Origin of the sequence: Bradyrhizobium jicamae, from assembly GCF_018130695.1 — a bacterium.
Lineage (GTDB): Bacteria > Pseudomonadota > Alphaproteobacteria > Rhizobiales > Xanthobacteraceae > Bradyrhizobium > Bradyrhizobium jicamae_B.
This window is the reverse complement of sequence record NZ_JAFCJX010000025.1, coordinates 77576-100172: the sequence shown is the minus strand read 5'-3', so window position 1 is coordinate 100172 and position 22597 is coordinate 77576. Positions and strand designations below refer to the sequence as shown.

The window sequence follows — 22597 nt, the reverse complement described above, 5'->3', positions numbered from 1 at the left end:
GACCGCTTCGAACCGCCGATCCGTGCTAGAACACCCACATCCAGATACTGCGGCGCACCCGGAGATCGACGACGGGCGGACGAGGGCCTGATGGACGCGGTCAAGGCGAGAGGTTGGTTCATGCGCGGCGGCCTGTTCGCCAAATATGTGCTGGCGCTGGTCGGCCTCGTCGTGTTCGTGCTGGCGGTGAACGGCGCGATCGAGACCTGGATCAGCTATCGCGGCATCAAGTCCACGCTCAACGACGCGATGGGCGAGCGCGCCGATGCCACCGCCACCCGCATCGAACAGTCGGTCGCCGATCTCGAGCGGCAGATCTCCTGGGTGACGCGGGCCTCCTCCAACACGCTGGACTGGCGCCGCAACGACTACACCCAGCTGCTCGGCCAGGTGCATGCGGTGAGCCAGCTCACCTTCATTGACGGTGCGGGCCGCGAGCAGCTCCGGCTGTCGCGCCAGACCATGACCACCAACTCCAACGCCGACCTGTCGCGCGACCTGCGCTTCACCGAGACGGTGGCGCGCGGCACCGCCTATGGCCAGGCGTTCTTCCGCGACGACCAGCCCTTCATGTCGATCGGCGAGCAGCATTCCGGCAATGTCGGCGTCACCATCGCCGAGGTCGACCTGCGCTTCCTCGAAGATTTTCTGGGCGATTCCCAGGTCGGCCGCCTCGCCTCCGCTTACGTGGTCGACCCCAGAGGCCGCGTGCTCGCGACGTCGTCGAAGGGCCCCGACATCGGCAAGGACGTTTCCAAGCTGCCGCAGGTCGCGAGCCTGCTCGCCGCCAACAGCACAGCCCTTCCCTCCGGCAAGGACAGCGACGGCAACGACGTGATCACGACGTCGAGCCCGCTGCCGAAGCTCGGCTGGTTCGTGATCTTCGAGCAGCCGACGGCGCAGGCGCTGTCGCCGATCCGCGACCAGCTGGTGCGCATTGCGCTCTTGATCGCGCTCGGCCTCGTGGTCGCGATCATCGCCGGCACCGTGCTCGCGCGCCGCATGCTGGTGCCGATCACCGCGCTCTCCTCCGGCGCCCGCCGGCTCGGCGGCGGCGATTTCTCCCATCGCATCGAGGTGAAGACCGCGGACGAGCTGGAGGAGCTCGCCAGTCAGTTCAACTCGATGGCCGGCCAGCTCGCCGAGACTTACTCCGGCCTCGAGGCCAAGGTGAAGGAGCGGACGCGGGACCTGGCGCAATCGATCAACGAGCTGAAGGTGCTGGAGGAGGTCGGCCGCGCGGTCGCCTCCTCGCTCGATCTCAACGCGGTGCTGCCGACGGTGGCCGCCCGCGCGCTCGAGATCACCCATGCCGATGCGGTGCTGATCTATGGCTATGACGCGGCGTACCGCACCTTCACGCTGCAGGAATCGATCGGCATCGACAAGGAGGCCGAAGGCCATCACCGCGCGATCGGCGAGGACGGCAGCCCGTTGGGTGCGGCCGCCGCGCAGGGCGAGCCGCTGGCGTTTCCCGATCTCGCTGATAGCGCCGATCATCCCTTGCGCGATGTCGCCGTCGGCGCCGGCTTCCATTCGGTGCTGGTGGTACCGCTGGTCGATCAGCAGGGCGTGCTCGGCGCGCTGGTGGTGCTGCGCAAGGTGGCCGGCGATTTCCCGCAAAGCCTGATCGGCCTGATGAAGACCTTCGCCCACCAGGCGGTGCTGGCGATGCGCAATGCGCGGCTGTTCAGCGAGGTCGATCACAAGAGCCACGCGCTGGAGCAGGCCAACGACACCGTGCGCGCTCAGGCCGACAAGCTGCGCGAGCAGACCGAGGAGCTCAAGGACTGGAACAAGTCGCTGGAGGAGCGCGTCGAAACGCAACTGGGCGAGATCGAGCGCATCCGAAGGTTGGAGCGTTTCCTGGCGCCGCAGGTGGCGCAGCTGATCGCGGCAAGCGACAATCCGGAGGGCTTGCTGACCAGCCATCGCCGCGAGGTGACTGTCGTGTTCTGCGACCTGCGCGGCTTCACCGCGTTCACCGAAGCGACCGAGCCGGAAGAGGCGATGAACGTGCTGCGCGAATATCACGCAGCCCTCGGCAAGCTGATCTTCAAATATGAGGGCACGCTCGACAAATATGCCGGCGACGGCGTGATGATCCTGTTCAACGCGCCGATCCAGCTCGAGGACCACGTGCTGCGCGCGGTGAAGATGGCGATCGAGATGCGCGACACGGTCGGCCCCCTGACCGAGAAGTGGCGCAACCGCGGGCACAGCCTGGGCTTCGGCATCGGCATCGCGCTCGGCTATGCGACGCTCGGCCAGGTCGGCTTCGAGCAGCGGCTGGAATACGCCGCGATCGGCAGCGTCACCAACCTCGCCTCCCGCCTCTGCGGCGAAGCCAAACCCAACCAGATCGTGGTGAGCCGCCGCGTGTTCGGCGAGGTCGAAGCCTGCGTCGAGGGACGCGCGATCGACGATCTCGTGGTGAAGGGCTTCAATCACCCGATATTGGCGGCGGAGATTTTGCGCCTCAAGACCGAGCCGAATGCTGCGGCGACGGCGGCGGAGTAGCAACCGCGAAGCGCCTCAAAAGTCACCTCGCCCCGCCTGCGGGGAGAGGTCGGATCGCATCGTGAGATGCGATCCGGGTGAGGGGATTCTCCGCACACTCACATTCATCGCATTCGCGGATGCAGCCCCTCACCCCAACCCTCTCCCCGCAAGAGCGGGGCGAGGGGGAGCAGTTCCGCCGCGGCACGATCTCATTCCGCCTATCGGAACCCACCCCGTCCATCACCTTGAATTCCCGCGAAAAGTGTGTATATTCCTCCCATTCGATTAGCCGTTGCGCCTTGTTGAATGGTCCACGCGGCCCTTTTCCAAAGAACATCGTCAGTTGAATTTTGACGCGGATCCCAGCGCGAATTGACGCGCGTCCGCCTTGGAGAAGAGAAATGCCGACAGGTACTGTGAAGTGGTTCAACGGCCAGAAGGGCTTTGGTTTCATTCAGCCGGACGATGGCAGCAAGGATGTGTTCGTGCACATCAGCGCTGTCGAGCGCGCCGGTCTGGGCGGCCTCAACGAAGGCCAGAAGCTCTCGTTCGAGCTGAAGACCGACAAGATGCGTGGCAAGACGAGCGCGGAAAACCTCCAGCTCGGTTGAGCTAGCTCGCGACAAACGCTTTGCGTTTGCGCGGGGAATGACGACGCAGGCCCGCTCGATCGATGGATTGGGCGGGCTTTTGGCGTTCTTGCAGGCTTGCGTGATACAGGCCTGAGGTTCTGCAAACTTCGGCTTTTGCAGGCCCGGATTATCCGCTGACGAAAATTTTCACCGACAGGGATTTGCAATGGCCAGGAAATTTCCCGAACTGACGCCCGAGCGCCTCGCCAGGACCGACCGCCAACGCCTCGCGGCGGAAGAAGGCGCGCGCGCCATGGCCGATGTCGAGCGCGACGCGGTCGCCGTTCGCAAGAACATGGAACGGCTGCGGAGCTTGCGCGAAGCGCGTGATGCCGACGCCGCAGCCGAGGCCGCCGCGAACCCACCGCCGGCAAAGCCCGCGCCGAAGAAGCGCGTCAAGCGCATCGTGCGCTGACGTTAGGCGCTCCCCTCGTCGTCCTGGCCTTGTGCGCAATTGCGCACAGGAGCCAGGACCCATTACCACCGAACTGAGTTGCTGAGAGAAAGCCGCCTCCGCGCGTGCCCCTTCCGCGGGCCGCGGCGTATGGGTCCTGACTTTCGTCAGGACGACACCGAATGCGTGTCACCGAGTCAACGGAAATTCGCCAAAGGCGAATTATTCCATACTCTGTCAAACCGGAAGGAAATCGGACGGAGTTACAACCACTTCTCGGCCACGAGCCGATCGTGGGCTGCCTTGATATGTGACGGAGGCATGATCTGCTTCTTTCGCGCATTCCAGCTGTGAACACCTGCGACGACATCCTCGAACGTTGCCTTGGGTTCCTTGGCGGCAACCCAATGGACCGTAGCGAGCAACTCCATGCCGTAGGGAGTTTCGAACCCTTCGATCAGCCGGCCAATTCGTTGCACGCGTTCGCCGGTTTCCTTATCCGCACTGGCGTCGAGGAGGGCATTGGCCTCATCGAGCGCGGATGCCACTACGACGATCTCAGATGGCTTGCTGCCATCGCCGACGCCGGTGATGAATGCACCGTCCATTTTAACCAGGATATGTCGAAGCGCCGGCGCGTAAGGTCCGAACTTGTGTTGCTGGAACCTGAGCGAACCAAGATTCTGCCCGGCAGTCGCCAGGAAGTAAGCGAGCTTTTGAACCTCGATCTGAGTCAGCGGATACATCAGCTCGCGATAGATCGACAGCAATTTCACGACGGCTGCTCGTCCAGGCGTCATTCTTGGCTTTTCAGCCTCAGCGGCCAGCTCGCGAATGCCTTCGTCCATTGCTGGAGCAAACAATTTCACCGTGACATCGGGCAGCTCTTCGAAGGCAGCCACGATCTTGGGCCTAACTTCGGACCAGCTCAGCCCACCGTTTCCACAACCAAGCGGAGGGATCGCGATCGAACTGATTTTGAGCGCCTTCACTTGAGCGACCAGATCAACCAGACCACACTCGATGTCAGACATGCGCGACGGCTGGCGCCAATGTCGCTTCGTGGGAAAATTGATGATGTACTTCGGTTCGATGAGTCCGCCGTTGTCGAATACGAACATCTTGCAAGGCACGACCTCCTTGCGTTTGCAGGCAGCCTCGTAGGCTTCGTAGTTTGCCGGCCATTTGCGACGAAACTGAAGGGCGATGCCCTTACCCATGACGCCAACCGTATTCACGGTATTGACGATCGCGTCGACGCGCTGCTCCAGCAGGTCGCCCCTGGCGATCTCGATGGCCATGTTTGCTCCGCTCAGTAGTACCAGCCGGGAACGATCCTAATATCGGGGGTCCAGCCCGTATTTGCCAGGGCCCGCCGTACGCGCTCCGCCATCTGTTCCGTTCGTACAGCGATTTGGCCAAGGACAGCAAGCGGCACCGAGTTATGCACCAGAAATTCAGCCTGACGCGTTTCCATCCGGAGGGCGTATCGAGCTTTGGAATGCACACTGTTCCAGTACTTGCAGTACCCTCCCAGCCGAGGGGCCTCGAAGAACAGCTCCCAGTCGATCCGGTCTAGGTCCGCCGGGATGCTAAAGAATTCTGCGAATGCCTTGACCGCGTGGTAATTGGTAAACACGGATGCGAGGCCGGCGGCGCTTATCGCCTCCACCGTTGTGGTGAGATGAACGATGTCGTCCTGCCGATAGGTGCAGCCGTCGACGTTTCCAGCATCGATGGTCCTCAGCATCGGCGACCTCGGCCCAAAGTAGAAGGGCACGTAGTCATGCAGATTGCCGCCGGGCGCAATCGGGACTGCCTTTACGGAGCGGTACCCCTGGACGGTCTGGAACGCAATATTCGCGAAACCGACGCCCCGAGTGGCAACCTCTCTCTTCGACAGCAAACCGACCTTCGAAATCGAAACGAGATTGTCGATAGCCGTGATGTGGAAAATCTGTGTCGGCGTCGGACGCGGCATGTGAGGGGCTCGGCAAGATAACTCTTATACGGAATGCCGCTCTTTGGTTGCAATCCGAGAGTGCGACCGCTGTCCCCCTACCCCAGCCCCGCCCGCCGAAACGCCTCCACATAATGCTCCCTTTCCGCTTCCAGCCGGAACGGCATGTCGCTCGCCAGCCAAGTCAGCGAGAATGTTCGGCTGGGCCATCCAGAGAGCGGCAATCCGCGTTAGGACCAATTCGTGGTACAAGGTTTGATGTTGTTCTAGGCCGTTCACCGGGACCGAGCCAAGCCAGCCTATGCCGAACCTTTCGAACCCCAATCCCGTTCGTCCCGGTGCTGAACAGCGACTGCGCAACTTGCAGCATCGTTTTCGTGCAGCATCGGCGCGCCGTGATCGTACTCCTACGCTGCGGTGGGCTATGATGGCATTGATCGCAATCGTTGCCATTTTGGTTGCCTATCCGGCTATTTGGCTCCTTGTTTCGAGTTCTTGGCCGATCGCGACAACGCTCAGACATATTGCGTCCGCCCCCAACTGTGAATTTGCCCGCTTGGTCGGCCTGGCACCCGCGAGACGGGGGGAGCCCGGCTATTGGAAACACCACGACCGTGATGGGGATGGCGTTGCATGCGAACCATGGCCGCCATGGCGGGGAAGTGCTTCGCCGCCAACAATAGCGGTGGCCACTCGGATTGATGGGGAGATCACCACCCGCGCCGCATCTAGCAGTGCGACCGCAGCCCCCTACCCCAACCCCGCCCGCCGAAACGCCTCCACATAATGCGCCCGCTCCGCCTCCAGCCGGAACGGCATGTCGGTCGCGAGCCAGGCGAGCGAGATGTTCGGCTGGGCCATGCGCAGCGCCTCCAGCGCTGACGTGGCGAGCGCGGTGTCGCCGGCCATCGCGGCGGATGCGGTCAGCACGCGGTGGGCGCCGACGAAATCGGGGCGCAGGCGCAGGCTTTCGCGGGCGAGGCGGATGGCCTCCGCGTAGTTGCGGCCGATGAACTGGCAGTAGGCGGCGACGCCGTTGTAGATCGCGGCGAAGGGATCGCGCGGGGAGAGGCGCAGCGCCTCGCGCGCGGCGGCGTCGCCGTCCTCCCAGCGGCCGCAATAGGACAGCGCCACGCCATAGACGCCGCGCGCCGGCGAGAAGCTCGGGTTCAGCCGCAGCGCCAGCTCGAACTCCGCCAATGAGTCGTCGAAGCGGCGCTCGAACAGATAGACGCTGCCGAGCGCGTAATGCGCCCAGGGGTCCTCGCTGTCGGCATGGATCGCCGACAGCGCGGCGCGCTCGGCGATCGGCAGCACGGTCGCCATGTCGGCCCAGCCCATATGGGCGGAGAACATGTGGGTGGCCGCCAGCAGGCCGTGCGCTAGGCCATATTGCGGATCGAACTCGATCGCCTTCTCCAGCAGCGCCTCCGCCACCAGGTGATCCTGCCGCGTCACCCGCCAGTAATGCGACAGCGCGCGCATCACGAGCTCCCAGGCGTCCATGTTGTCGGGCGCCTTGCGCGACGCGCGCAAATTCTCCGCGGCATAGAGCTGCGGCGCGACGGCGGCGACCACGGCGCGGGTGATCTCGTCCTGCACGGCGAAGACGTCGGCGAGATCGCGGTCGTAGCGCTCGGCCCAGAGATGACTGCCGGTGGCGACATCGTTGAGCTGCGCGGTGATGCGGACATGCCCGGCATCGCGGCGCACGCTGCCCTCGACGACATAGGCGACGCCGAGCTCGGCGCCGATCTCCTTCAGATGCACGGCGCGGTTCTTGTAGACGAACGCGGAGTTGCGCGCGATCACGTCGAACCAGCGCAGCTTCGACAGCGCCAGGATGATGTCCTCGGTGATGCCATCGGAGAAATACTCCTGCTCGCGGTCGCCGCTCCTGTTGGTGAAGGGCAGCACGGCGAGCGCGATGCGGTCGAGCGGCGGATGCCAGTTCGGGTCGATTTGTGCTTGCGGCTGTGGCGCTGATGGCGCGGGGCTGTCCGCTTCGAGCTCGCCGACAAATCGAAAGCCCTTGCGGGCGATGGTGCGGATCACGGCCTGCCTGTCGCCGGTGTCGCCGACCGCCTTGCGCGCGGCGTTGATGCGGCTGGTCAGCGTCGACTCCGAGACGATGCGGCCGCCCCAGACGGCGTCGATCAGGTCGTCCTTGCTGACGACGCGGTCGCGGTGGGTGAGGAGATGCACCAGCACGTCGAACACCTGCGGCTCGGTCGCGACCGGCTCTCCGCCGCGGCGGAGCTCGCGCAGGTCGGTGTCGAGGACGTGGTTGGAGAAGGTGAATCTCACGGGGTCACTGATACTCCATTTCACGATCGGCTGGCGCCGCAGGCTCGCTTCGCCTCTCCCGCTTGCGGGGGAGGTCGACGCGCGCAACGCGCGCGGCGGGTGGGGGCTTTCTCCACATAATGAGTGTCGCAAGCGGTGACACCCCCACCCCAACCCTCCCCCGCATCCGCCTTCGCCCGAAGGCGGGCTTCGGCGGACAAGAGCGGGAGAGGGGGCGCAGTTTCTGCGCGGCGGTATCCAAACCTTATCCTACGGAACCGTCTCAGCCAAAAATCAGGCCGGCCTCAAGACAAAATCGCTCTCCCCTCCAAGTCTTTGGCTCGGCCTGGCGCCATAGGTTCAGCGTGGCGGACATCGTGTCGCGCCCGAATTCCAGGAGAAGACATATGGCCAGCACAGCGACCGCACTCGAGACCACCACCCAGGCACCGGCGCCCGATCTCGCCGCGCTGAAGGCAAAGCAGCAGGCGGCGTGGTCGTCGGGCAATTATGCCATCGTCGGCGCCACCTTGCAGATCGTCGGCGAACAGCTCTGCGAGAGCCTGGATGTGCGGGCCGGCTCGCGTGTGCTCGACGTCGCCGCCGGCAACGGCATGGCCTCGCTCGCCGCCGCGCGGCGCTGGTGCGAGGTGACCTCGACCGACTATGTGCCCGCGCTCTTGGAGCGCGGCCGCGCGCGGGCCGAGGCCGAGGGCTGGACTATGAATTTCAAGGAAGCCGATGCGGAGAACCTGCCATTCCCTGACAATTCCTTCGACGTGGTGCTGTCGACCTTCGGCGTGATGTTCACGCCGAACCAGGAGCGCGCGGCGAGCGAGTTGCTGCGCGTGTGCAAGCCGAAAGGAAAAATCGGTCTCGCGAACTGGACGCCCGACGGCTACATCGGGCAGGTCTTCAAGACCCTCGGCAAATATCTGCCGCCGCCGGCGGGCGCGAAATCGCCGGCGATGTGGGGTACGCGGACGCGGCTCGGCGACTTGTTTGCCGGCGCCGACATCAAGACGGAGCCGAAGCATTTCCATTTCCGCTACCGCTCGATCGAACATTCGCTGGAGATCTTCAAGACCTATTACGGCCCGATGCTGAAGGCGTTCGCCGCGCTGGAGCCGGCGAAGCAGACCGAGCTGCACAACGACCTCTACGCGCTCGCGGTGCGGATGAATCGCGCCGAGGATGGCACGATGGTGGTGCCATCAGAATATCTCGAGGTGGTGATTACAAAGCGGTGATGCGGGCACACTGTTGATTTCCCCTCTCCCCGTTCTTCACGGGGAGAGGGTCAGGGTGAGGGGCTTCTCTCCGCGTACACGATGAAAGTTGGACTCGCGGAGACTCCCCCTCACCCGCCGCGCAAGAGCGCGTCGACCTCTCCCCGCAAGCGGGGCGAGGTGACTTTTGAGGCCTTCGGGCGCTCGCGGCCACACTGGCTCCGGTTGGCTGCATCTGCTAATCAATGCCGATATTATTTTGGGAATGCACCGCCGATGATTTTGCGTCTCGCCGCATCCGCACTGCTGGCCTCAGCGCTCGTTCTCGCGATTCAGCCTGCCCACGCCGCAGGCGAGGCGGACGCGCCGCCGAAGGGCGCGGCGGTCACCGTGCTGAAGGCGTCGAAATTCTGCTTCCCCAACAATGTCGAGGTCTCCGGCATCGTGCTGCCGCGCGAGGAGCAGTCGGTGCGGCCGGAGCGGTTCGGGCTGAAGGTCGCCGAGGTGATGGTCGATGCCGGCGACACCGTGACCGCGGGCCAGCAGCTGGCGCGGCTGACCGACGGCGCCAATTCGATCAATGTCACGGCGCCCGTCGCCGGCGTGATCTCGGCGGCGAACGCCACCGTCGGCGCGCTGGCCTCGGGCAAGGGCGAGGCGCTGTTCTCGATCATCGCCAAGAGCGAATACGATCTGGTCGGCATGGTGCCGACGCGGGATCTGGCCAAGCTGCAGGCCAACCAGACCGCACGGATCAAGATCTCCGGCGCCGGCGAGGTCGACGGCCGCGTGCGCCGGATCGCGCCGACGGTCGAGCCGAACAGCCAGCTCGGCCAGGTGTTTCTGGGCCTCGCGGTGAACCGGCGGCTGCTGGTGAATTCCAGCGGCCGGGCCGTGATCAAGACCGGGCAGAGCTGCGGCGTCGCGGTGCCGCTGACCGCGATCCTCTACTCCACCGCCGGCACCGTCGTGCAGGTGGTCCGCCGCGACCGCGTCGAGACGCGGCGCGTGGAAACCGGGCTGATGTCGGCGGGGCAGGTCGAGATCCGCGACGGCATCCAGGAAGGCGACATCGTGGTCGCGCGCGCCGGTGCCCTGCTGCGCGAAGGCGATCCGGTGCGGCCGGTGACGGCTGACGCGGGCGGGAAGTAACAATTGATTGGCGGCAACGGTGGTGCACCTCTCCCATGCACAAGTCGGGCTTGCCCGATTTGTGCAGATTCATGATGCGCAACCGGGGTAGACCCCGGTTGCGTGGGAGAGGTCGGATTTTGCGCGTCAGCGGAAAATCCGGGTGAGGGGTATCTCTCCACACGGCTAGATCTCGCAAGCGGAGACATACCCCTCACCCGGATTGCATCTGACGATGCAATCCGGCCTCTCCCACAAGGGGAGAGGCGATGCGGGGTCCTAACCGGCTACATAGGTAACAGAATAGACCGGCGACATAGGTAACAGGTCAACTGATCGGCAGGGAGGAGCTTGCCGATGGGGTGGATGGAGACCTGTGCTGTGGATGAGCGGATGCGGTTTGTGGTTGCGGCGCAAAAGCACGAGGAGTCGTTTGCGGCAGTGTGCCGGCGGTTCGGAGTGAGCCGTCGGGTGGGCTACAAATGGCTTGCACGGTTCGAGGAAGAAGGCGCAGCCGGGCTGTTCGATCGTCTGCGAGCCCCGTTGCATCATCCGCAAAGCATTTCCGAGAAGATCGCTGAGCGCTGCCTTGAGGTTCGTCGGGCGCATCCGACCTGGGGACCGATCAAGGTCCTTGCCTATCTCGAACGGAAGTCACCTCGGACGGCGTGGCCCGCGGCAAGCACGATCGGCGAGCTGTTCGATCGTGAGGGGCTGACGGTGAAGCGCAAGCTGCGCCGGCGCAGCCCGCCCTCGAGCGCGCCCTTTGCCAGCTGCGAGGCGCCCAACGACACCTGGTGCATCGACTTCAAGGGCTGGTTCCTGACCGGAGACGGTGAGCGCTGCGAGCCGCTGACGATCACCGATGCCTACATTCGCTATCTGCTGCGCTGCCAGGCTCTGGCGCGCACCGACACGGATCATGTCTGGCCGGTGCTGGACGCGGCGTTCCGCGAGTTTGGGCTGCCGCGCTCCATGCGCTCGGACAACGGCTCGCCGTTTGCCTCGCGCGGCGCCGGAGGATTGTCGCGGCTGTCGGTCAAGCTGATCAAGGCCGGCGTGACACCGGAGCGCATCGCACCAGGCAAACCCCAGCAGAACGGCCGCCATTAGCGCATGCACCTGACTCTGCTACAAGACGTTGCCGATCCGCCGGCTCCCACCATGCGCGAGCAGCTCAAGCGCCTGCGCAGCTTCCAGCGCCTCTACAACGAGGAGCGTCCGCATCAATCGCTCGACAACGCCACGCCAGCCGACTGTTACCAGGCCTCCTCGCGCCGCTTCGATGGCGTCTTGCGCAAGCCGGAATACGCCGATGACCGGGACGTTCGCTCGGTCCGGCAAAACGGAGAGATCAAGTGGCTGGGCAACACGATCTACATCAGCGAAGCGCTGATCGGTGAGCCCGTCGGCTTGGCCGAGGATCAGGACGGCTGGACCGTCAGCTATGGCCCGATCGTGCTCGGCACAATTGCTCAGCGCGACGACCAGCTCCGTAGACCGAAACGAAAAGCAAAAGGCTGTGGACTTGAGGACAACGCTGCGCGTTGCCCTCAGGGTCCACAGCCTCAACAACAACAGACCTGAACGAAACGAGAATTGTGTTACCTATGTCGTCGGTCTGAACTGTTACCCATGTCGCCGGTTGCTCAGCGGAGCAAGCGGTTAAACGAGAGAAATTACCCGCCGACCTTGATGTCTTCGAGCAGGGACGACGACACCGCCGGCACCTGGTCGCCTTCGGACGCGCGCGAGATGGCGACACGGGTCTTGTTGAAGGCGCTTTCGATGCCGGCCTGGGCGGTCAGATTGTTGAGCAGCTCGGAGACCAGCACGCTGTTGTTGCCCTTGGAATCGTCAGCGACCTTGCCCGGCGTGGCCGAGGTCAGCACCAGGGTGTTTTCCGGCGGGCTGATCGGGGCGAGGCCGTGGGAGAACGAGCGGAAACGGCGCTCATAGGGATTGCGGCGCGAGGCATCGAGCACGACCAGCTTGGCCTTGGCGCCCTGCTCCTTCATCGTGTCGAGCACGGACTCGACGCTGATGCCGAAACGCTTGACGTCAGCTTCCTTCCAGATCGCGGCGTCGACCGGGATCATGTAGCTCTCGCGGCCGACCTGCACGCCATAGCCGCCGAAGAACAGCATCACGACGCTGTCGGGCTTGATCCTCGCCTTCAGCCGCTCGACGGCGCGGGCCATGTCGTCGCGGGTGGCGTCCTCGACGACGTCGACGTCAAAGCCGTTGCGGCGCAGCGTGGCGGAGAGATTGCGGGCATCGTTGATCGGTTGGGCCAGCGGCGCGGCAGCGTCCGGATAATGGCCATTGCCGATGATCAGGGCCAGGCGCGAGGAGGCGCGCGCGATCGCGCCGGTCTGCTCGGAGGTGGTCGGCTCGGACAGGGCCCGGGCGGCATCGAGCGAGCGCTTGTTGAGTGCGGCATGGGCGCCGATCACCAGCGACACCGTGCCGATCAGGGCCACGGCGACGCCGATCGTGCGGCGGGACACGCGAAGCTTGGTAAAATCCATAGCGTTTCAATTCCCAATCGTTGACCAGGCCGCGCCTGTTAGTCGCGGTAATGCCGTTCAGGTTTTATGGGGTTGCGCAGTCTGTGCCGCCCGATTGCGCGCAATTTGCGGCACTGCAACAAACAAACCCTTAACCCGGCGGGCCCCCCGGGGCAACCCGGGAGGGCGCATAGCTCTGGCCATCGCCTACCCTTGACAGGTTTGGCGATCTGTTATGTGACCTCAATCACATTTGTATTTCCTGTGGATTTATGTAGCTTTCCAAGGGCTTGCAGGTTGGGGGCAAGGACCCGAGCAACCCGACGGCGACGTTCGGCGTTAACCGGTTCCTTGGGAAAGAGTTTCATGGGTTTTCACGAGATGGCCGGGGCGGTGTGCCGGGCGCTGACGGTCAAGAAGGACGGCCCGTCGCTCTATGACGTCTGCGATCCCCTGCTGCTGACATATGCCGGCGGCGATCCGCATCTCGGGCAATTCTATCGCACCGCGCTCGGCAATCCGGCGCTGCGTCCCCTGCTCCGCCGCACCGGGCTACCCGCGCTGAAGGACGAAGCCAGGCTCGCGCGCTTGCGCGAGGCCCTGACCCGGGCGCGCGACGAGGAGACGCCGGACTGGGCCGCGGTCGGCGCCCCCATCGCCGAGCTGATGGCCGACATCAACGTCCGTCACCCCGCGCCGCCGCCGGCCGCAGTGCCCGCCCGTCCGCCGGCGATGGCGGAGATCGACCGGGTGATCCGCCGCTGCGGCGCGCATCTGATCGGCTCATTCGGCAAGAACGGCTTCATCCCGACCTATGCCGCCTTCAACCTGCTCGGCGACGCCGACATGGGCGGGCGCGAGATGCTGATGGCGCTGACGGGCCTCAACTCGCGCGGCTACAAGAACTCGACCTTGCTGTTCAGCCTCGCCCGCATCTTCATCGCCCATTCGCCGGCGCGCGCGCTGATCAACCCGCCCTGGACGGGGATCGCCGAGCCCATGTGGGAGCCGATGCAGATCCGCCACCGCTCGGCCTATTACGACGCCTTCTTCACCGAGGCATTGCTGAGCTACGTCGAGACCGGGCTCGCCTCGGCCGACGAGGCCGGCGCCGCGCGCGGCGCGATCTCTGACATGGTCGACTTCTGCCTGAAGACCAGCGCGGAAGACGTGCCCTCGCATGACGGCAGCAATGTCAGGGTCATCACGGCGCTGGCGCCCGGCAAGCATCCGCGCTTCTCGCGGTTCTTTGCCCAGATCAAGCAGGACCTCGGCTTCGGCATCTATGTGCCGGATTGCGACACCACGGCGTGCTCGTTCTCGGCCGCAACACAGGCCGGCTCCAACGATCCGATCCTCGATCAGCCGCTGCTCGATTTCTATCGCGGCTACCAGGTGCGCGCGGGCGCCAACGAGCCGCGCGTCACCGTGCCGCTGAACGACAACATCGATTACGAGGGCGGCGTCGTCACCTGGATCGACAATCTCAACGGCGATCGGCCCTATGGCAACGACCTCGATCCGACCTTGAACCTCGACATCCTCGAGGTCTCGTTCCGCAATTTGTCGCGCTGGAAGATCATCGAGACGCCGCAGCGGCTGGAGACGGTGCATCGGATCATCGGCTTCCAGAAGAATCTGGTCGAGAGCGGCGCGTTCAGGAATCCGCGCTCGCACATCTATTATCTGCCGGAGCTCTACTCGGCCTATTTCGGCCGCTGCTACGCCGCCTTCATCGCGCTGCCGCTCGCGGCCCAGCGCATCATCGATCCAGAAAATGTCTTCGCGCTGATCCGCGCCCGCGTGCTCGGCTATGTCGAGGGCGAGCTGATCGCCCATGAGATGAACCCGTTCGATGCCGCGCTGGCGCTGATGGCGCTGGCTCACCTCGGCGCCGAGACCGCGACGTTTACGCCGGCGCTGCACTGCATCGTGCAAGGCCTCGGCGAAGGCGGACGGCACGGGCCGTACAAGGCCTATGAATGGAACAAGATGAAGACCCCGACGCGGATCCTGGTCGGCGGACCGGAAGTGACGTCGGCGTTCGTGCTGATGGGCCTGGCGCTGGCGAAGCGGAGGATGGCGACCTTGTAGGATGGGTGGAGCGAAGAGACTGGGCATGCCCAGTCTCGAAGCGATACCCATCACCTTCGTGCCATGTGGCGCGATGATGGGTATCGCGCCCGCCGGCGCTCTGCGAGCTCCGGCGGGCGCTCCACCCATCCTACAGCAACAAACCGGGGGATGACGCGAAGTTGAAACCCGCCGCGACGCCACGCCACTGGCACCGCGGCCGAATTGCCCGCAAAATCCGCAGGGATTGACGCTTGAACGCTCACTGGCCGGGACCGCCGATGCTGAAAACGCTGTTCGCCGCTGCCCTCCTCGTCTCGCTGCCGACGCTGGCGCATGCGGCCGATATATCAGGCGTGCCGCGCATCCGCGACGGCGACCAGATCCAGATCGGCAGCACGCGCATCCGCCTCGGCGGCATCGATGCGCCCTCGACCGACCAGCTCTGCCTCAACACCAAGGGCGAGCGCTGGACCTGCGGCGTCGCCGCGCGCGACGAGCTGATCAAGCATGTCGGCAGCAAAAGCTGGACCTGCCACACCCGCTCGGTCGACCGCCGCGGCCGCACCATCGCGCGCTGCGAGGTCGACGGCGAGGACATCCAGAAATGGCTGGTCACCAACGGCTGGGCGCTGGCCTTCACCCGCATCTCGCATGATTACGAGGCGGACGAGAAGGTCGCGCGCGAGGCCAAGGCGGGGATGTGGCAGGGCGCCTTCATCGCGCCATGGGATTGGCGCGTGCGCAACAAGAAGACCGCCGTGCTCGGCGCCACCAAGCCGCCGGAGAACGCCAAGGCAATCCTGCTGGCGTCGGCATCTGGCGCGGTTGCCCCCTCGCCCGACTGCACCATCAAGGGCAACGTCAATAGCTCCGGCGAGTGCATCTTTCACCAGCCGACCAGCCGCTGGTATGCGAAGATCGAGATGAAGATCAGCAAAGGCACGCGCTGGTTCTGCTCGGTAGAAGAAGCCGAAGCCGCCGGCTGCCGCGAGACGCGGCGCTGATTGCTTTCGCTGCGGAGGGACCTGATCCCCACCCGGTTTGCGCTTGCCGCGCAAACCGACCTCCCCTTTTCAAGGGGAGGTGCAGCAACGTGAGTCTGGCACCGGCCGAGGGCTCCCTCACCCTGAAAGGGGGAGGGTGGGGTGGGGGTCAAGCCGCTTGCGACACTCTTTTTGTGAGAAGAACAGCCTCACCCGCAAGCGGGAGAGGTGAAGAGCTACGGCAGTGACCGACCTTCCATCCAACCCGCCCACCCCGCGCCGGCGCGACCGCATCCGGCGCATCGAGCTGTCGCTGGCGCTCATCCTGATGATCTATCTGCTCGCGGCGTATCTGGCGCTGCCGGCGTTCTGGAAGCATTACGAGCACCAGAAGGGGCTTGCCGATCTGCCGATGGTGACGCGCACCGCGCAGGGCATTCCGGGCGATCCCATGAATGTCGGCCTGATCGGCGACAAGAAGGATTTGGTCTGCGCGATGCACGAGGCCGGCTGGTATCCGGCCGATCCAATCACGCTGAAATCGTCGATCGAGATCGTGGGCAGCGTGCTGCTCGATCGTCCCTACAAGGACGCGCCGGTCAGCAATCTCTTCTATCTCGACCGCCGCGAGGATCTCGCCTTCGAGAAGCCGGTCGGCTCCAGTGCCGATCGCCGCAACCATGTGCGGTTCTGGAAGGTGCTCGAGCAAGGCGAGGAGAAGCGCCCGGTGTGGCTCGGCGCGGCGACGCTCGATCGCGGCGTCGGCGTCAGTCACTACACCGGCGCGGTGACGCATCACATCAGCGCCGATCTCGATGCCGAGCGCGCAACGCTCGCCGGCGATCTCGAGGCGGCCAGGATGGTGACCGCAAAATATCAGGTGGCCGGGATCGGGCCGACCTTCACGGGACGCAATGGCGGCGGCGATCTCTATTACACCGACGGCGAAATCTGGGTGCTGCGTCTGGTCGAAGCCTGCAAGAAGAACGATGCGCCGGTCGAGGCGATCCCGAGCCCGGCCATGACGGAGTTCAAGGATCAGGTCTGGCGTTCGGTGGTCGAGGCGATCGGAAAGTGAGACCTTGTCTTGACGCGTCTTCTTAACGCGAACCGGAACCCACTTCGCTCGAAAACGCTCTGATCGATCAACCCCATGGCATGGGCGCTCCCAGCTTTTTGAGACCCTGAATTGCTTTGCTGCGCTCGCAATGACGGCGCCGATGCCCTATTGTGACACCACCCCTCGATTTGTGGATTCACCGACAAGGACTGACGACAATGACCGTTCGCGCGGGCCGGGAATTTCTGGCCATCCCGGGACCCACCACGATGCCCGATTCTGTGCTGCAGGCCATGCACCGTCCGGCGATCGACATCTACTCCGCCGAGATGGCTGGGTTGACCGAGAGCCTGATCAGAGACCTCTCGAAATTGTTCGCGACCAAGGGCAAGTCCTACATCTACATCGCCAACGGCCACGGCGCCTGGGAAGCCGTGCTGAGCAACGTGCTGTCGCGCGGCGACAAGCTGCTGGTGCTCGAAAGCGGCCGCTTCGCGATCGGCTGGGGCCATGCGGCATCCCTGATGGGCGCCGAGGTCGAGGTGCTCAGGGGCGACTGGCGCCGCGCGGTGCGGCCGCACGAGGTCGAAGAGCGCCTGCGCCGTGACAAGGAGCACAAGATCAAGGCTGTCATCGTCGCGCAGATCGACACCGCCTCGGGCGTGCAGAACGACATCGAGGCGATCGGCAAGGCGATCAGGGCGAGCGGCCATCCGGCGCTGTACATGGTCGACACCGTGGCATCGCTCGGCTGCGTGCCGTTCGAGATGGACAAATGGGGCATCGACGTCGCGATGTCCGGCTCGCAGAAGGGCCTGATGACACCACCCGGCCTCGGTTTCGTCGCAGCGAACGATCGCGCGCAGGAAGCGCACAAGAAGGCGAACATGGCGACGCCCTATTGGAGCTGGAGCGAGCGCGAAGGCACCGAGAATTATCGCAAATACGCCGGCACCGCGCCGGTGCATCTGCTGTTCGCGCTGCGCGAGGCGATCAACCTGATCCATGCCGAGGGCCTGGAGAATGCGTTCGAGCGGCATCGCCTGCTTGGCGAAGCCGTGCGCCGCGCGGTCGCGGTATGGGGCGAAGGCCAGGTGCTCGGTTTCAACATCGACGAGCCGTCGGAACGCTCCAACACCGTGACCACGGTGACGGTGAAGGGCGCCGATCCCGCCGCGATCCGGCGCTACGCCAAGGACAAATGCGGCGTCGTGCTCGGCACCGGCATCGGCGATCTGGAGGGCCAGGCGTTTCGCATTGCGCATATGGGCCACGTCAACGCGCCGATGGTGCTCGGCACGCTCGGCGTCGTCGAGGTCGCACTCAACGCGCTGAAGATTCCGCACGGCAAGGGCGGGACCGACGCCGCGGTGCAGTGGCTCGGCGAGAGTGTGAGCGCGTAAGCAATAAGTCGTAGGGCGGATTAGCGCAGCGTAATCCGCCATCGCGCCGCGGATAGGGAAGCGGCGGGTTACGCTTCGCTAACCCGCCCTACAAATTCGCAATGACGAATGCGCATTGGTGTTCGCCATTATGAGGACAGCGCGCACACTTTCCGTTCCCATCGTTTTCAGCTTTACTGCCCGCGAAGCCGGGCGGAGATCCCTGCGACAATGTGAGATGGAGGGGTCGCTTGGCGTCGGTGGAGTTGCGCGGACTGATCAAGCGATTTGGCTCGTTTGTTGCGGTCGATGATGTCTCGCTCACGATCGATCATGGACAATTGGTCTGCCTGCTCGGCCCGTCCGGCTGCGGCAAGACCACGACCTTGCGGCTGATCGCGGGCTTCCTCGAACCATCTGATGGCGAGATCCGCGTCGGCGAGCGCATCGTCTCGTCGAAAGCGAAGACGCTGCCGCCCGAGCAGCGCAACATGTCGATGATCTTCCAGAGCTACGCGCTGTGGCCGCACATGACGGTGGCCGAGAACATCGTCTACGGCCTGCGCTTGCGCAAGCTGGACCGCGACACCATTGCGAAGAAGCTCGCGGCGATCCTGGCGACCACGAAACTCGAGGCGCTGGCGCAGCGCTATCCCGGCGAACTCTCCGGCGGCCAGCAGCAGCGCGTGGCACTGGCGCGCGCGCTGATCGTTGGCCCCGAGACGCTGCTGCTGGACGAGCCCCTGTCCAATCTCGACGCCAATTTGCGCGAGGAGATGCGGTTCGAGATCCGCCGTTTGCACGACGAATATCGCTACACCACGGTCTACGTCACCCATGATCAGGCCGAGGCGATGACGACAGCCGACCTGATCGCCGTGATGAACGCCGGCAAGATCGATCAGCTCGGCTCGCCCGAAGACATTTACGCGCGGCCGGAGTCCGAGTTCGTCGCGCGCTTCATCGGCGCCGCCAATGTCATCAAGGGCACAGCGCGCGACGAGAACCACGTCTCATTCGCCGGCGCGACGTTGCAGGTGGTCGGCGCGAAGCTCGTAGCCGGCGCCACCGCGCCGGTCGCGATCCGCCAGCATGAGATTCATCTCACGACGCAGGCGCCGGCCAATCCGCAGAACGCGATCAGAGCGACGGTGACGCGCCAGGTCTATCTCGGCATCGGCCGCGACTACATGGTGGAGACGGCTGACGGCACCTCGCTGCGCGTGACCACCCCGACAGAGACGGCGGTCGACAAGGGCAGCGAGGTTTGGCTGACCCTACCGCCCGAGCGCTGCCGCGCGCTCAGCCGATAACACCAAGAAAAGCGAAGACGTGATGCGGCGAAGACTTTCCAGACGCAGTGTCCTGACAGGCTCGGCCGCGCTGGCTGCGTCGACCGTATTCGCCTCGCCGATCCGCGCCGCAGCGCCCGAGCCGGTCGCGATCACGCCTGCGCTGATCGATGCCGCGAAGAAGGAAGGCAAGCTCGTCTTCTATTCGTCGATGGATCTCCCGGTCGGCGAAAAGCTCGGCAAGGCGTTCGAGGCGGCCTATCCCGGCATCACCATCCAGATCGAGCGCTCCGGCTCGGAGCGGCTGTTCCAGCGCGTCGCGCAGGAGTTCGACTCGAAAATCTACGCCGCCGACGTCGTCAACAGCGCCGACGCCTCGCACTTCATCCCCTGGAAGACAAACGGCTGGATGATGCCGTTCGTGCCGGAGGATGTCGCGAAGCATTTTCCGGAAAGCTATCGCGATCCCGACGGCATGTCCGCGACATCTCGTCTGTGGCTGTCGTCGATCGCCTACAACACCAATCTGGTGAAGCCGGAGGATGCGCCGAAGAGCTTTGCCGACCTGCTTGATCCCAAATGGGCGGGCAAGATGGTGAAGGGCCATCCGGCCTATAGCGGCACCATCATGACCACCACGTTCCAGCTCGTGCGCGAGCTCGGCTGGCCGTATCTGGAAAAGCTGGCGAAGCAGCGCGTGATGCAGGTGCAGTCCTCGACCGATCCGCCGAAGAAGCTGTCGCTCGGCGAGCGCGCGGTGATGGCCGATGGCAATGAGTATGGCATCGTGCTGCTGAAGGAAGCCGGACAGCCGGTCGAGCCGGTGTACCCTGCCGAGGGCACGCCGTCGATCTCGGGTCCAACAGGCATCTTCGCCAGCGCGCCGCATCCGAACGCAGCCAAGCTGTTCCAGGCCTGGTTCCACACCCGCGAGACCCAGCAGTTCTTCGTCGACTTCACCGCGCAATATTCCGTGCATGCGCAGGTGCAGTCGAAGCCGGGGCGGCACAAGCTCGGCGACATCAAGCTGATGAAGGAGGATCCGGCCGGCGTGGAAGCGATGACGGAAGACATCAAGACGCGCTATGCGCGGTTGTTCAAAGTCTAAAACCCTCATGGTGAGGAGCCGCGCAGCGGCGTCTCGAACCATGCGGCCCGACTGTGGCCTCGTCCTTCGAGACGCGCGTTCCGCGCTCCTCAGGATGAGGGGATAGAATGGATTCGTGCATGAGCGCAAAACGTCGACACGACCTCCCTTCGCCTCTCCCCGCCTGCGGGGAGAGGCCGGAACGCATCGCCAGATGCGTTCCGGGTGAGGGGGACTCTCCGCGCACCGTGCTCGTTGAAGCAGCCCCTCACCCTAACCCTCTCCCCGTGAAGAACGGGGAGAGGGGAAAGATAGAGCAGCGCTCCGGGTCAACATGACAGCAGTCACCACAACCACCACCACCTCCGCCCCGAAATCCCGCATCGACTGGACACGCCCTGTGCTGTGGCTGTTCGCCGCCGTCCTGATCCTGCTCATCCTGCTGCCGCTCTCCTGGCTCGCGGTGTTCGCCTTCACCGACAAAGCGCGGCATCCGACGCTGCAGAATTTCGTCACGCTGTTCACCAACCCCGATTTCCTCGACCCGCTGGGGACGACCGCGATCATCGCGACCACATCCGCGCTGATCTGCTGCATCGTCGCCGCGCCCATCAGCTGGCTGGTGTCGCGCACCGACATGCCCGGCCGGCACATCATCCGCGCGCTGGTGACGGCATCGTTCGTGACGCCGCCGTTCCTCGGCGCGGTCGCGTGGGAGCTGCTGGCGGCGCCGAATTCGGGATTGCTCAACCAGCTCTATCGCGTGTTCGCCGGCAGCGATGCCGATGCGCTGTTCGACATCTATTCGATGACCGGGATCATCTTCGTGATCTCCTGCTACACGTTTCCGTTCGTGTTCGTGCTGGTGGCGAATGCGCTCGACACCATGCCGGGTGAGCTGGAGGATGCCTCCGCAATCCTCGGCGCCAAGGCGTGGACCACCGCGCGGCGCGTGACGATTCCCTTAGCGCTGCCGGCGCTGGTGGCGGGCGCATTGATCGCCTTCCTGCAGGCGATGACGCTGTTCGGCTCGCCGGCGATCCTGGCGCTGCCGGCCGGCTTCCATACCATGACGACCAAGATCTGGAGCCTGTTCCAGTATCCGCCGAAGCTCGAGCAGGCCGCGGCCGCCGCGGTGCCGCTGCTGCTATTGACCATCCTGCTGCTGCAGGGCCAGAAGTTCCTGCTCGGGCGGCGCGGCTATTCGGTGATCGGCGGCAAATATGGCGCGCCGCGCCGGGTCGAATTGAAGGGATGGCGCTGGGCCGCACTCGGCTTCTGCCTGCTGGTGCTGCTCAACCCGGTGTTCTTGCCCTATTCGGCGCTGCTCAACGCCGCGTTCTCGCCGAATGCGACGACGCTGGTGACGCCGTCGACCTTCACCTTGCACAACATCGTCTTCGTGTTCACCGAGCTGTCATCGACGCAGCTGGCGCTGAAGAACACGGTGATCCTGGGCGCATCGACCGCGACGATCGGCACGATCCTCGCACTCGTCATCGCCTATGTGACGACGCGGCGCGTCATCGCGGGCCACCGCGTGCTGGGCTTCCTCGCCACCGCGCCAGTCGCCGTCCCCGGCATCGTGCTCGGCGTCGGCCTGTTCCTGAGTTACACGCGCCCTCCGTTTGTGCTGTACGGCACGCTATGGATTCTGCTGATCGCGTTCCTCACCATCAACCTGCCGTCGGCCTATCAGCAATTGCAGGCGGCGTTCGCGACCGTTCATCCGGAGTTGGAAGAAGCGAGCCGCATCCTCGGCGCGAGTCGGCTGCAGGCGCTGTGGCAGATCACGGCGCCGCTGCTGCGCACCGGTGTGATCGCGACCTGGTGCTTCATCTTCATCGGCGTGATGCGCGAATTGTCGGCGGCGATCGTTTTGTTTACGTCGCAGACCAAGGTGCTGTCGGTGCTGATCTACGACCTCAACGAAAGCGGCGACCTCGCCGCGATCGCCGTGCTCGGCATTGCGATGCTGGTGATCACCTTCGGCGTGGTGCTGGCGGTGAACCAGATTCCGATGTTCGGCGGCAGCGGGGCCACGAAGGTGCGGAACGGGTAGACACTCGTGCC

General features: G+C 64.6%; 17 protein-coding genes and 1 pseudogene. 14 read left to right on the top strand and 4 right to left on the bottom strand.

The features are described 5' to 3' along the window. Positions 1-90 precede the first annotated feature (90 nt). The 3 genes from JQ604_RS30575 to JQ604_RS30565 all read left to right on the top strand — a co-directional run bounded on the left by JQ604_RS30575 (position 91) and on the right by JQ604_RS30565 (position 3549). Complete coding sequence (locus tag JQ604_RS30575) at positions 91-2520, top strand: adenylate/guanylate cyclase domain-containing protein (RefSeq protein WP_212364411.1); 2430 nt, start codon at positions 91-93, stop codon at positions 2518-2520. A 383-nt stretch (positions 2521-2903) separates the two neighbouring features. Further along, positions 2904-3113, top strand: coding sequence for a cold-shock protein (locus tag JQ604_RS30570; protein WP_212364410.1), 210 nt, complete (start codon positions 2904-2906; stop codon positions 3111-3113). 187 nt (positions 3114-3300) lie between these two features. Then, on the top strand, positions 3301-3549 hold the full coding sequence (locus JQ604_RS30565) for a hypothetical protein (protein WP_212364409.1): 249 nt from the start codon (positions 3301-3303) through the stop codon (positions 3547-3549). A gap of 242 nt (positions 3550-3791) precedes the next feature. Here JQ604_RS30565 and darG read toward each other — a convergent pair whose 3' ends face one another. Both darG and darT read right to left on the bottom strand, forming a co-directional pair. Next, on the bottom strand, positions 3792-4829 hold the full coding sequence (darG, locus tag JQ604_RS30560) for a type II toxin-antitoxin system antitoxin DNA ADP-ribosyl glycohydrolase DarG (RefSeq protein WP_212364408.1): 1038 nt from the start codon (positions 4827-4829) through the stop codon (positions 3792-3794). Positions 4830-4840: 11 nt separating this feature from the next. After that, complete coding sequence (gene darT / locus JQ604_RS30555) at positions 4841-5509, bottom strand: type II toxin-antitoxin system toxin DNA ADP-ribosyl transferase DarT (RefSeq protein WP_212364407.1); 669 nt, start codon at positions 5507-5509, stop codon at positions 4841-4843. A gap of 280 nt (positions 5510-5789) precedes the next feature. Between darT and JQ604_RS30550 the strand changes: the two genes are divergently transcribed. Then, positions 5790-6275, top strand: a complete 486-nt coding sequence (locus JQ604_RS30550; protein WP_349631158.1) for an excalibur calcium-binding domain-containing protein — start codon at positions 5790-5792, stop codon at positions 6273-6275. On the opposite strand, the gene JQ604_RS30545 is transcribed toward JQ604_RS30550, so the two are convergent. Continuing rightward, the gene (locus tag JQ604_RS30545) at positions 6239-7795 is read right to left on the bottom strand and encodes a winged helix-turn-helix domain-containing tetratricopeptide repeat protein (RefSeq protein ID WP_212364406.1); all 1557 of its coding nucleotides are present in this window, start codon (positions 7793-7795) and stop codon (positions 6239-6241) included. The genes JQ604_RS30550 and JQ604_RS30545 overlap by 37 nt on opposite strands. Positions 7796-8181: 386 nt before the next feature. Here JQ604_RS30545 and JQ604_RS30540 point away from each other — a divergent pair, with 386 nt between their 5' ends. From JQ604_RS30540 to JQ604_RS30530, 3 genes and pseudogenes are all read left to right on the top strand, one after another. After that, the gene (locus tag JQ604_RS30540; RefSeq protein WP_212364405.1) at positions 8182-9024 is read left to right on the top strand and encodes a class I SAM-dependent methyltransferase; all 843 of its coding nucleotides are present in this window, start codon (positions 8182-8184) and stop codon (positions 9022-9024) included. Positions 9025-9279: 255 nt separating this feature from the next. Next, the gene (locus JQ604_RS30535) at positions 9280-10155 is read left to right on the top strand and encodes an efflux RND transporter periplasmic adaptor subunit (protein ID WP_212364404.1); all 876 of its coding nucleotides are present in this window, start codon (positions 9280-9282) and stop codon (positions 10153-10155) included. 336 nt (positions 10156-10491) lie between these two features. Next, positions 10492-11607, top strand: a pseudogene (locus tag JQ604_RS30530) (integrase core domain-containing protein); the annotation flags it as partial. Between the two features lie 206 nt (positions 11608-11813). Here the strand turns inward: JQ604_RS30530 and JQ604_RS30525 are convergent. Further along, complete coding sequence (locus JQ604_RS30525) at positions 11814-12665, bottom strand: caspase family protein (RefSeq protein WP_212364403.1); 852 nt, start codon at positions 12663-12665, stop codon at positions 11814-11816. Positions 12666-13010: 345 nt separating this feature from the next. Between JQ604_RS30525 and JQ604_RS30520 the strand changes: the two genes are divergently transcribed. The 7 genes from JQ604_RS30520 (at position 13011) to JQ604_RS30490 (ending at position 22586) form a co-directional block, all read left to right on the top strand. Then, entirely contained in the window at positions 13011-14738 is a 1728-nt protein-coding gene (locus JQ604_RS30520; RefSeq protein WP_212364402.1) for a hypothetical protein, read from the top strand. Between the two features lie 260 nt (positions 14739-14998). Beyond that, the gene (locus JQ604_RS30515) at positions 14999-15724 is read left to right on the top strand and encodes a thermonuclease family protein (RefSeq protein ID WP_212364439.1); all 726 of its coding nucleotides are present in this window, start codon (positions 14999-15001) and stop codon (positions 15722-15724) included. 307 nt (positions 15725-16031) lie between these two features. Beyond that, entirely contained in the window at positions 16032-16781 is a 750-nt protein-coding gene (locus JQ604_RS30510) for an LssY C-terminal domain-containing protein (RefSeq protein WP_212364438.1), read from the top strand. 200 nt (positions 16782-16981) lie between these two features. Further along, positions 16982-18166: a pyridoxal-phosphate-dependent aminotransferase family protein gene (locus JQ604_RS30505; protein WP_212364401.1), complete on the top strand. Its 1185-nt coding sequence runs from the start codon at positions 16982-16984 to the stop codon at positions 18164-18166. 239 nt (positions 18167-18405) lie between these two features. Then, positions 18406-19458 carry an ABC transporter ATP-binding protein gene (locus tag JQ604_RS30500; RefSeq protein ID WP_349631159.1) on the top strand — a complete coding sequence of 351 codons (1053 nt, stop codon included), beginning with the start codon at positions 18406-18408 and terminating at the stop codon, positions 19456-19458. A gap of 22 nt (positions 19459-19480) precedes the next feature. Beyond that, positions 19481-20545, top strand: coding sequence for an ABC transporter substrate-binding protein (locus JQ604_RS30495; protein ID WP_212364399.1), 1065 nt, complete (start codon positions 19481-19483; stop codon positions 20543-20545). Between the two features lie 313 nt (positions 20546-20858). Further along, positions 20859-22586, top strand: a complete 1728-nt coding sequence (locus JQ604_RS30490) for an ABC transporter permease (RefSeq protein ID WP_212364398.1) — start codon at positions 20859-20861, stop codon at positions 22584-22586. Positions 22587-22597: the final 11 nt, after the last annotated feature.

Bases quoted from the DNA above. Each gene is read 5' to 3' on its own strand.
- JQ604_RS30550 (WP_349631158.1), top strand. From the start codon at position 5,790: ATGCCGAACCTTTCGAACCCCAATCCCGTTCGTCCCGGTGCTGAACAG.
- JQ604_RS30520 (WP_212364402.1), top strand. From the start codon at position 13,011: ATGGGTTTTCACGAGATGGCCGGGGCGGTGTGCCGGGCGCTGACGGTC.
- JQ604_RS30540 (WP_212364405.1), top strand. From the start codon at position 8,182: ATGGCCAGCACAGCGACCGCACTCGAGACCACCACCCAGGCACCGGCG.
- JQ604_RS30570 (WP_212364410.1), top strand. From the start codon at position 2,904: ATGCCGACAGGTACTGTGAAGTGGTTCAACGGCCAGAAGGGCTTTGGT.
- JQ604_RS30535 (WP_212364404.1), top strand. From the start codon at position 9,280: ATGATTTTGCGTCTCGCCGCATCCGCACTGCTGGCCTCAGCGCTCGTT.
- JQ604_RS30510 (WP_212364438.1), top strand. From the start codon at position 16,032: ATGATCTATCTGCTCGCGGCGTATCTGGCGCTGCCGGCGTTCTGGAAG.
- darG (WP_212364408.1), bottom strand. From the start codon at position 4,829: ATGGCCATCGAGATCGCCAGGGGCGACCTGCTGGAGCAGCGCGTCGAC.
- JQ604_RS30515 (WP_212364439.1), top strand. From the start codon at position 14,999: ATGCTGAAAACGCTGTTCGCCGCTGCCCTCCTCGTCTCGCTGCCGACG.
- JQ604_RS30565 (WP_212364409.1), top strand. From the start codon at position 3,301: ATGGCCAGGAAATTTCCCGAACTGACGCCCGAGCGCCTCGCCAGGACC.
- JQ604_RS30495 (WP_212364399.1), top strand. From the start codon at position 19,481: ATGCGGCGAAGACTTTCCAGACGCAGTGTCCTGACAGGCTCGGCCGCG.
- JQ604_RS30575 (WP_212364411.1), top strand. From the start codon at position 91: ATGGACGCGGTCAAGGCGAGAGGTTGGTTCATGCGCGGCGGCCTGTTC.
- darT (WP_212364407.1), bottom strand. From the start codon at position 5,509: ATGCCGCGTCCGACGCCGACACAGATTTTCCACATCACGGCTATCGAC.
- JQ604_RS30525 (WP_212364403.1), bottom strand. From the start codon at position 12,665: ATGGATTTTACCAAGCTTCGCGTGTCCCGCCGCACGATCGGCGTCGCC.
- JQ604_RS30505 (WP_212364401.1), top strand. From the start codon at position 16,982: ATGACCGTTCGCGCGGGCCGGGAATTTCTGGCCATCCCGGGACCCACC.
- JQ604_RS30490 (WP_212364398.1), top strand. From the start codon at position 20,859: ATGACAGCAGTCACCACAACCACCACCACCTCCGCCCCGAAATCCCGC.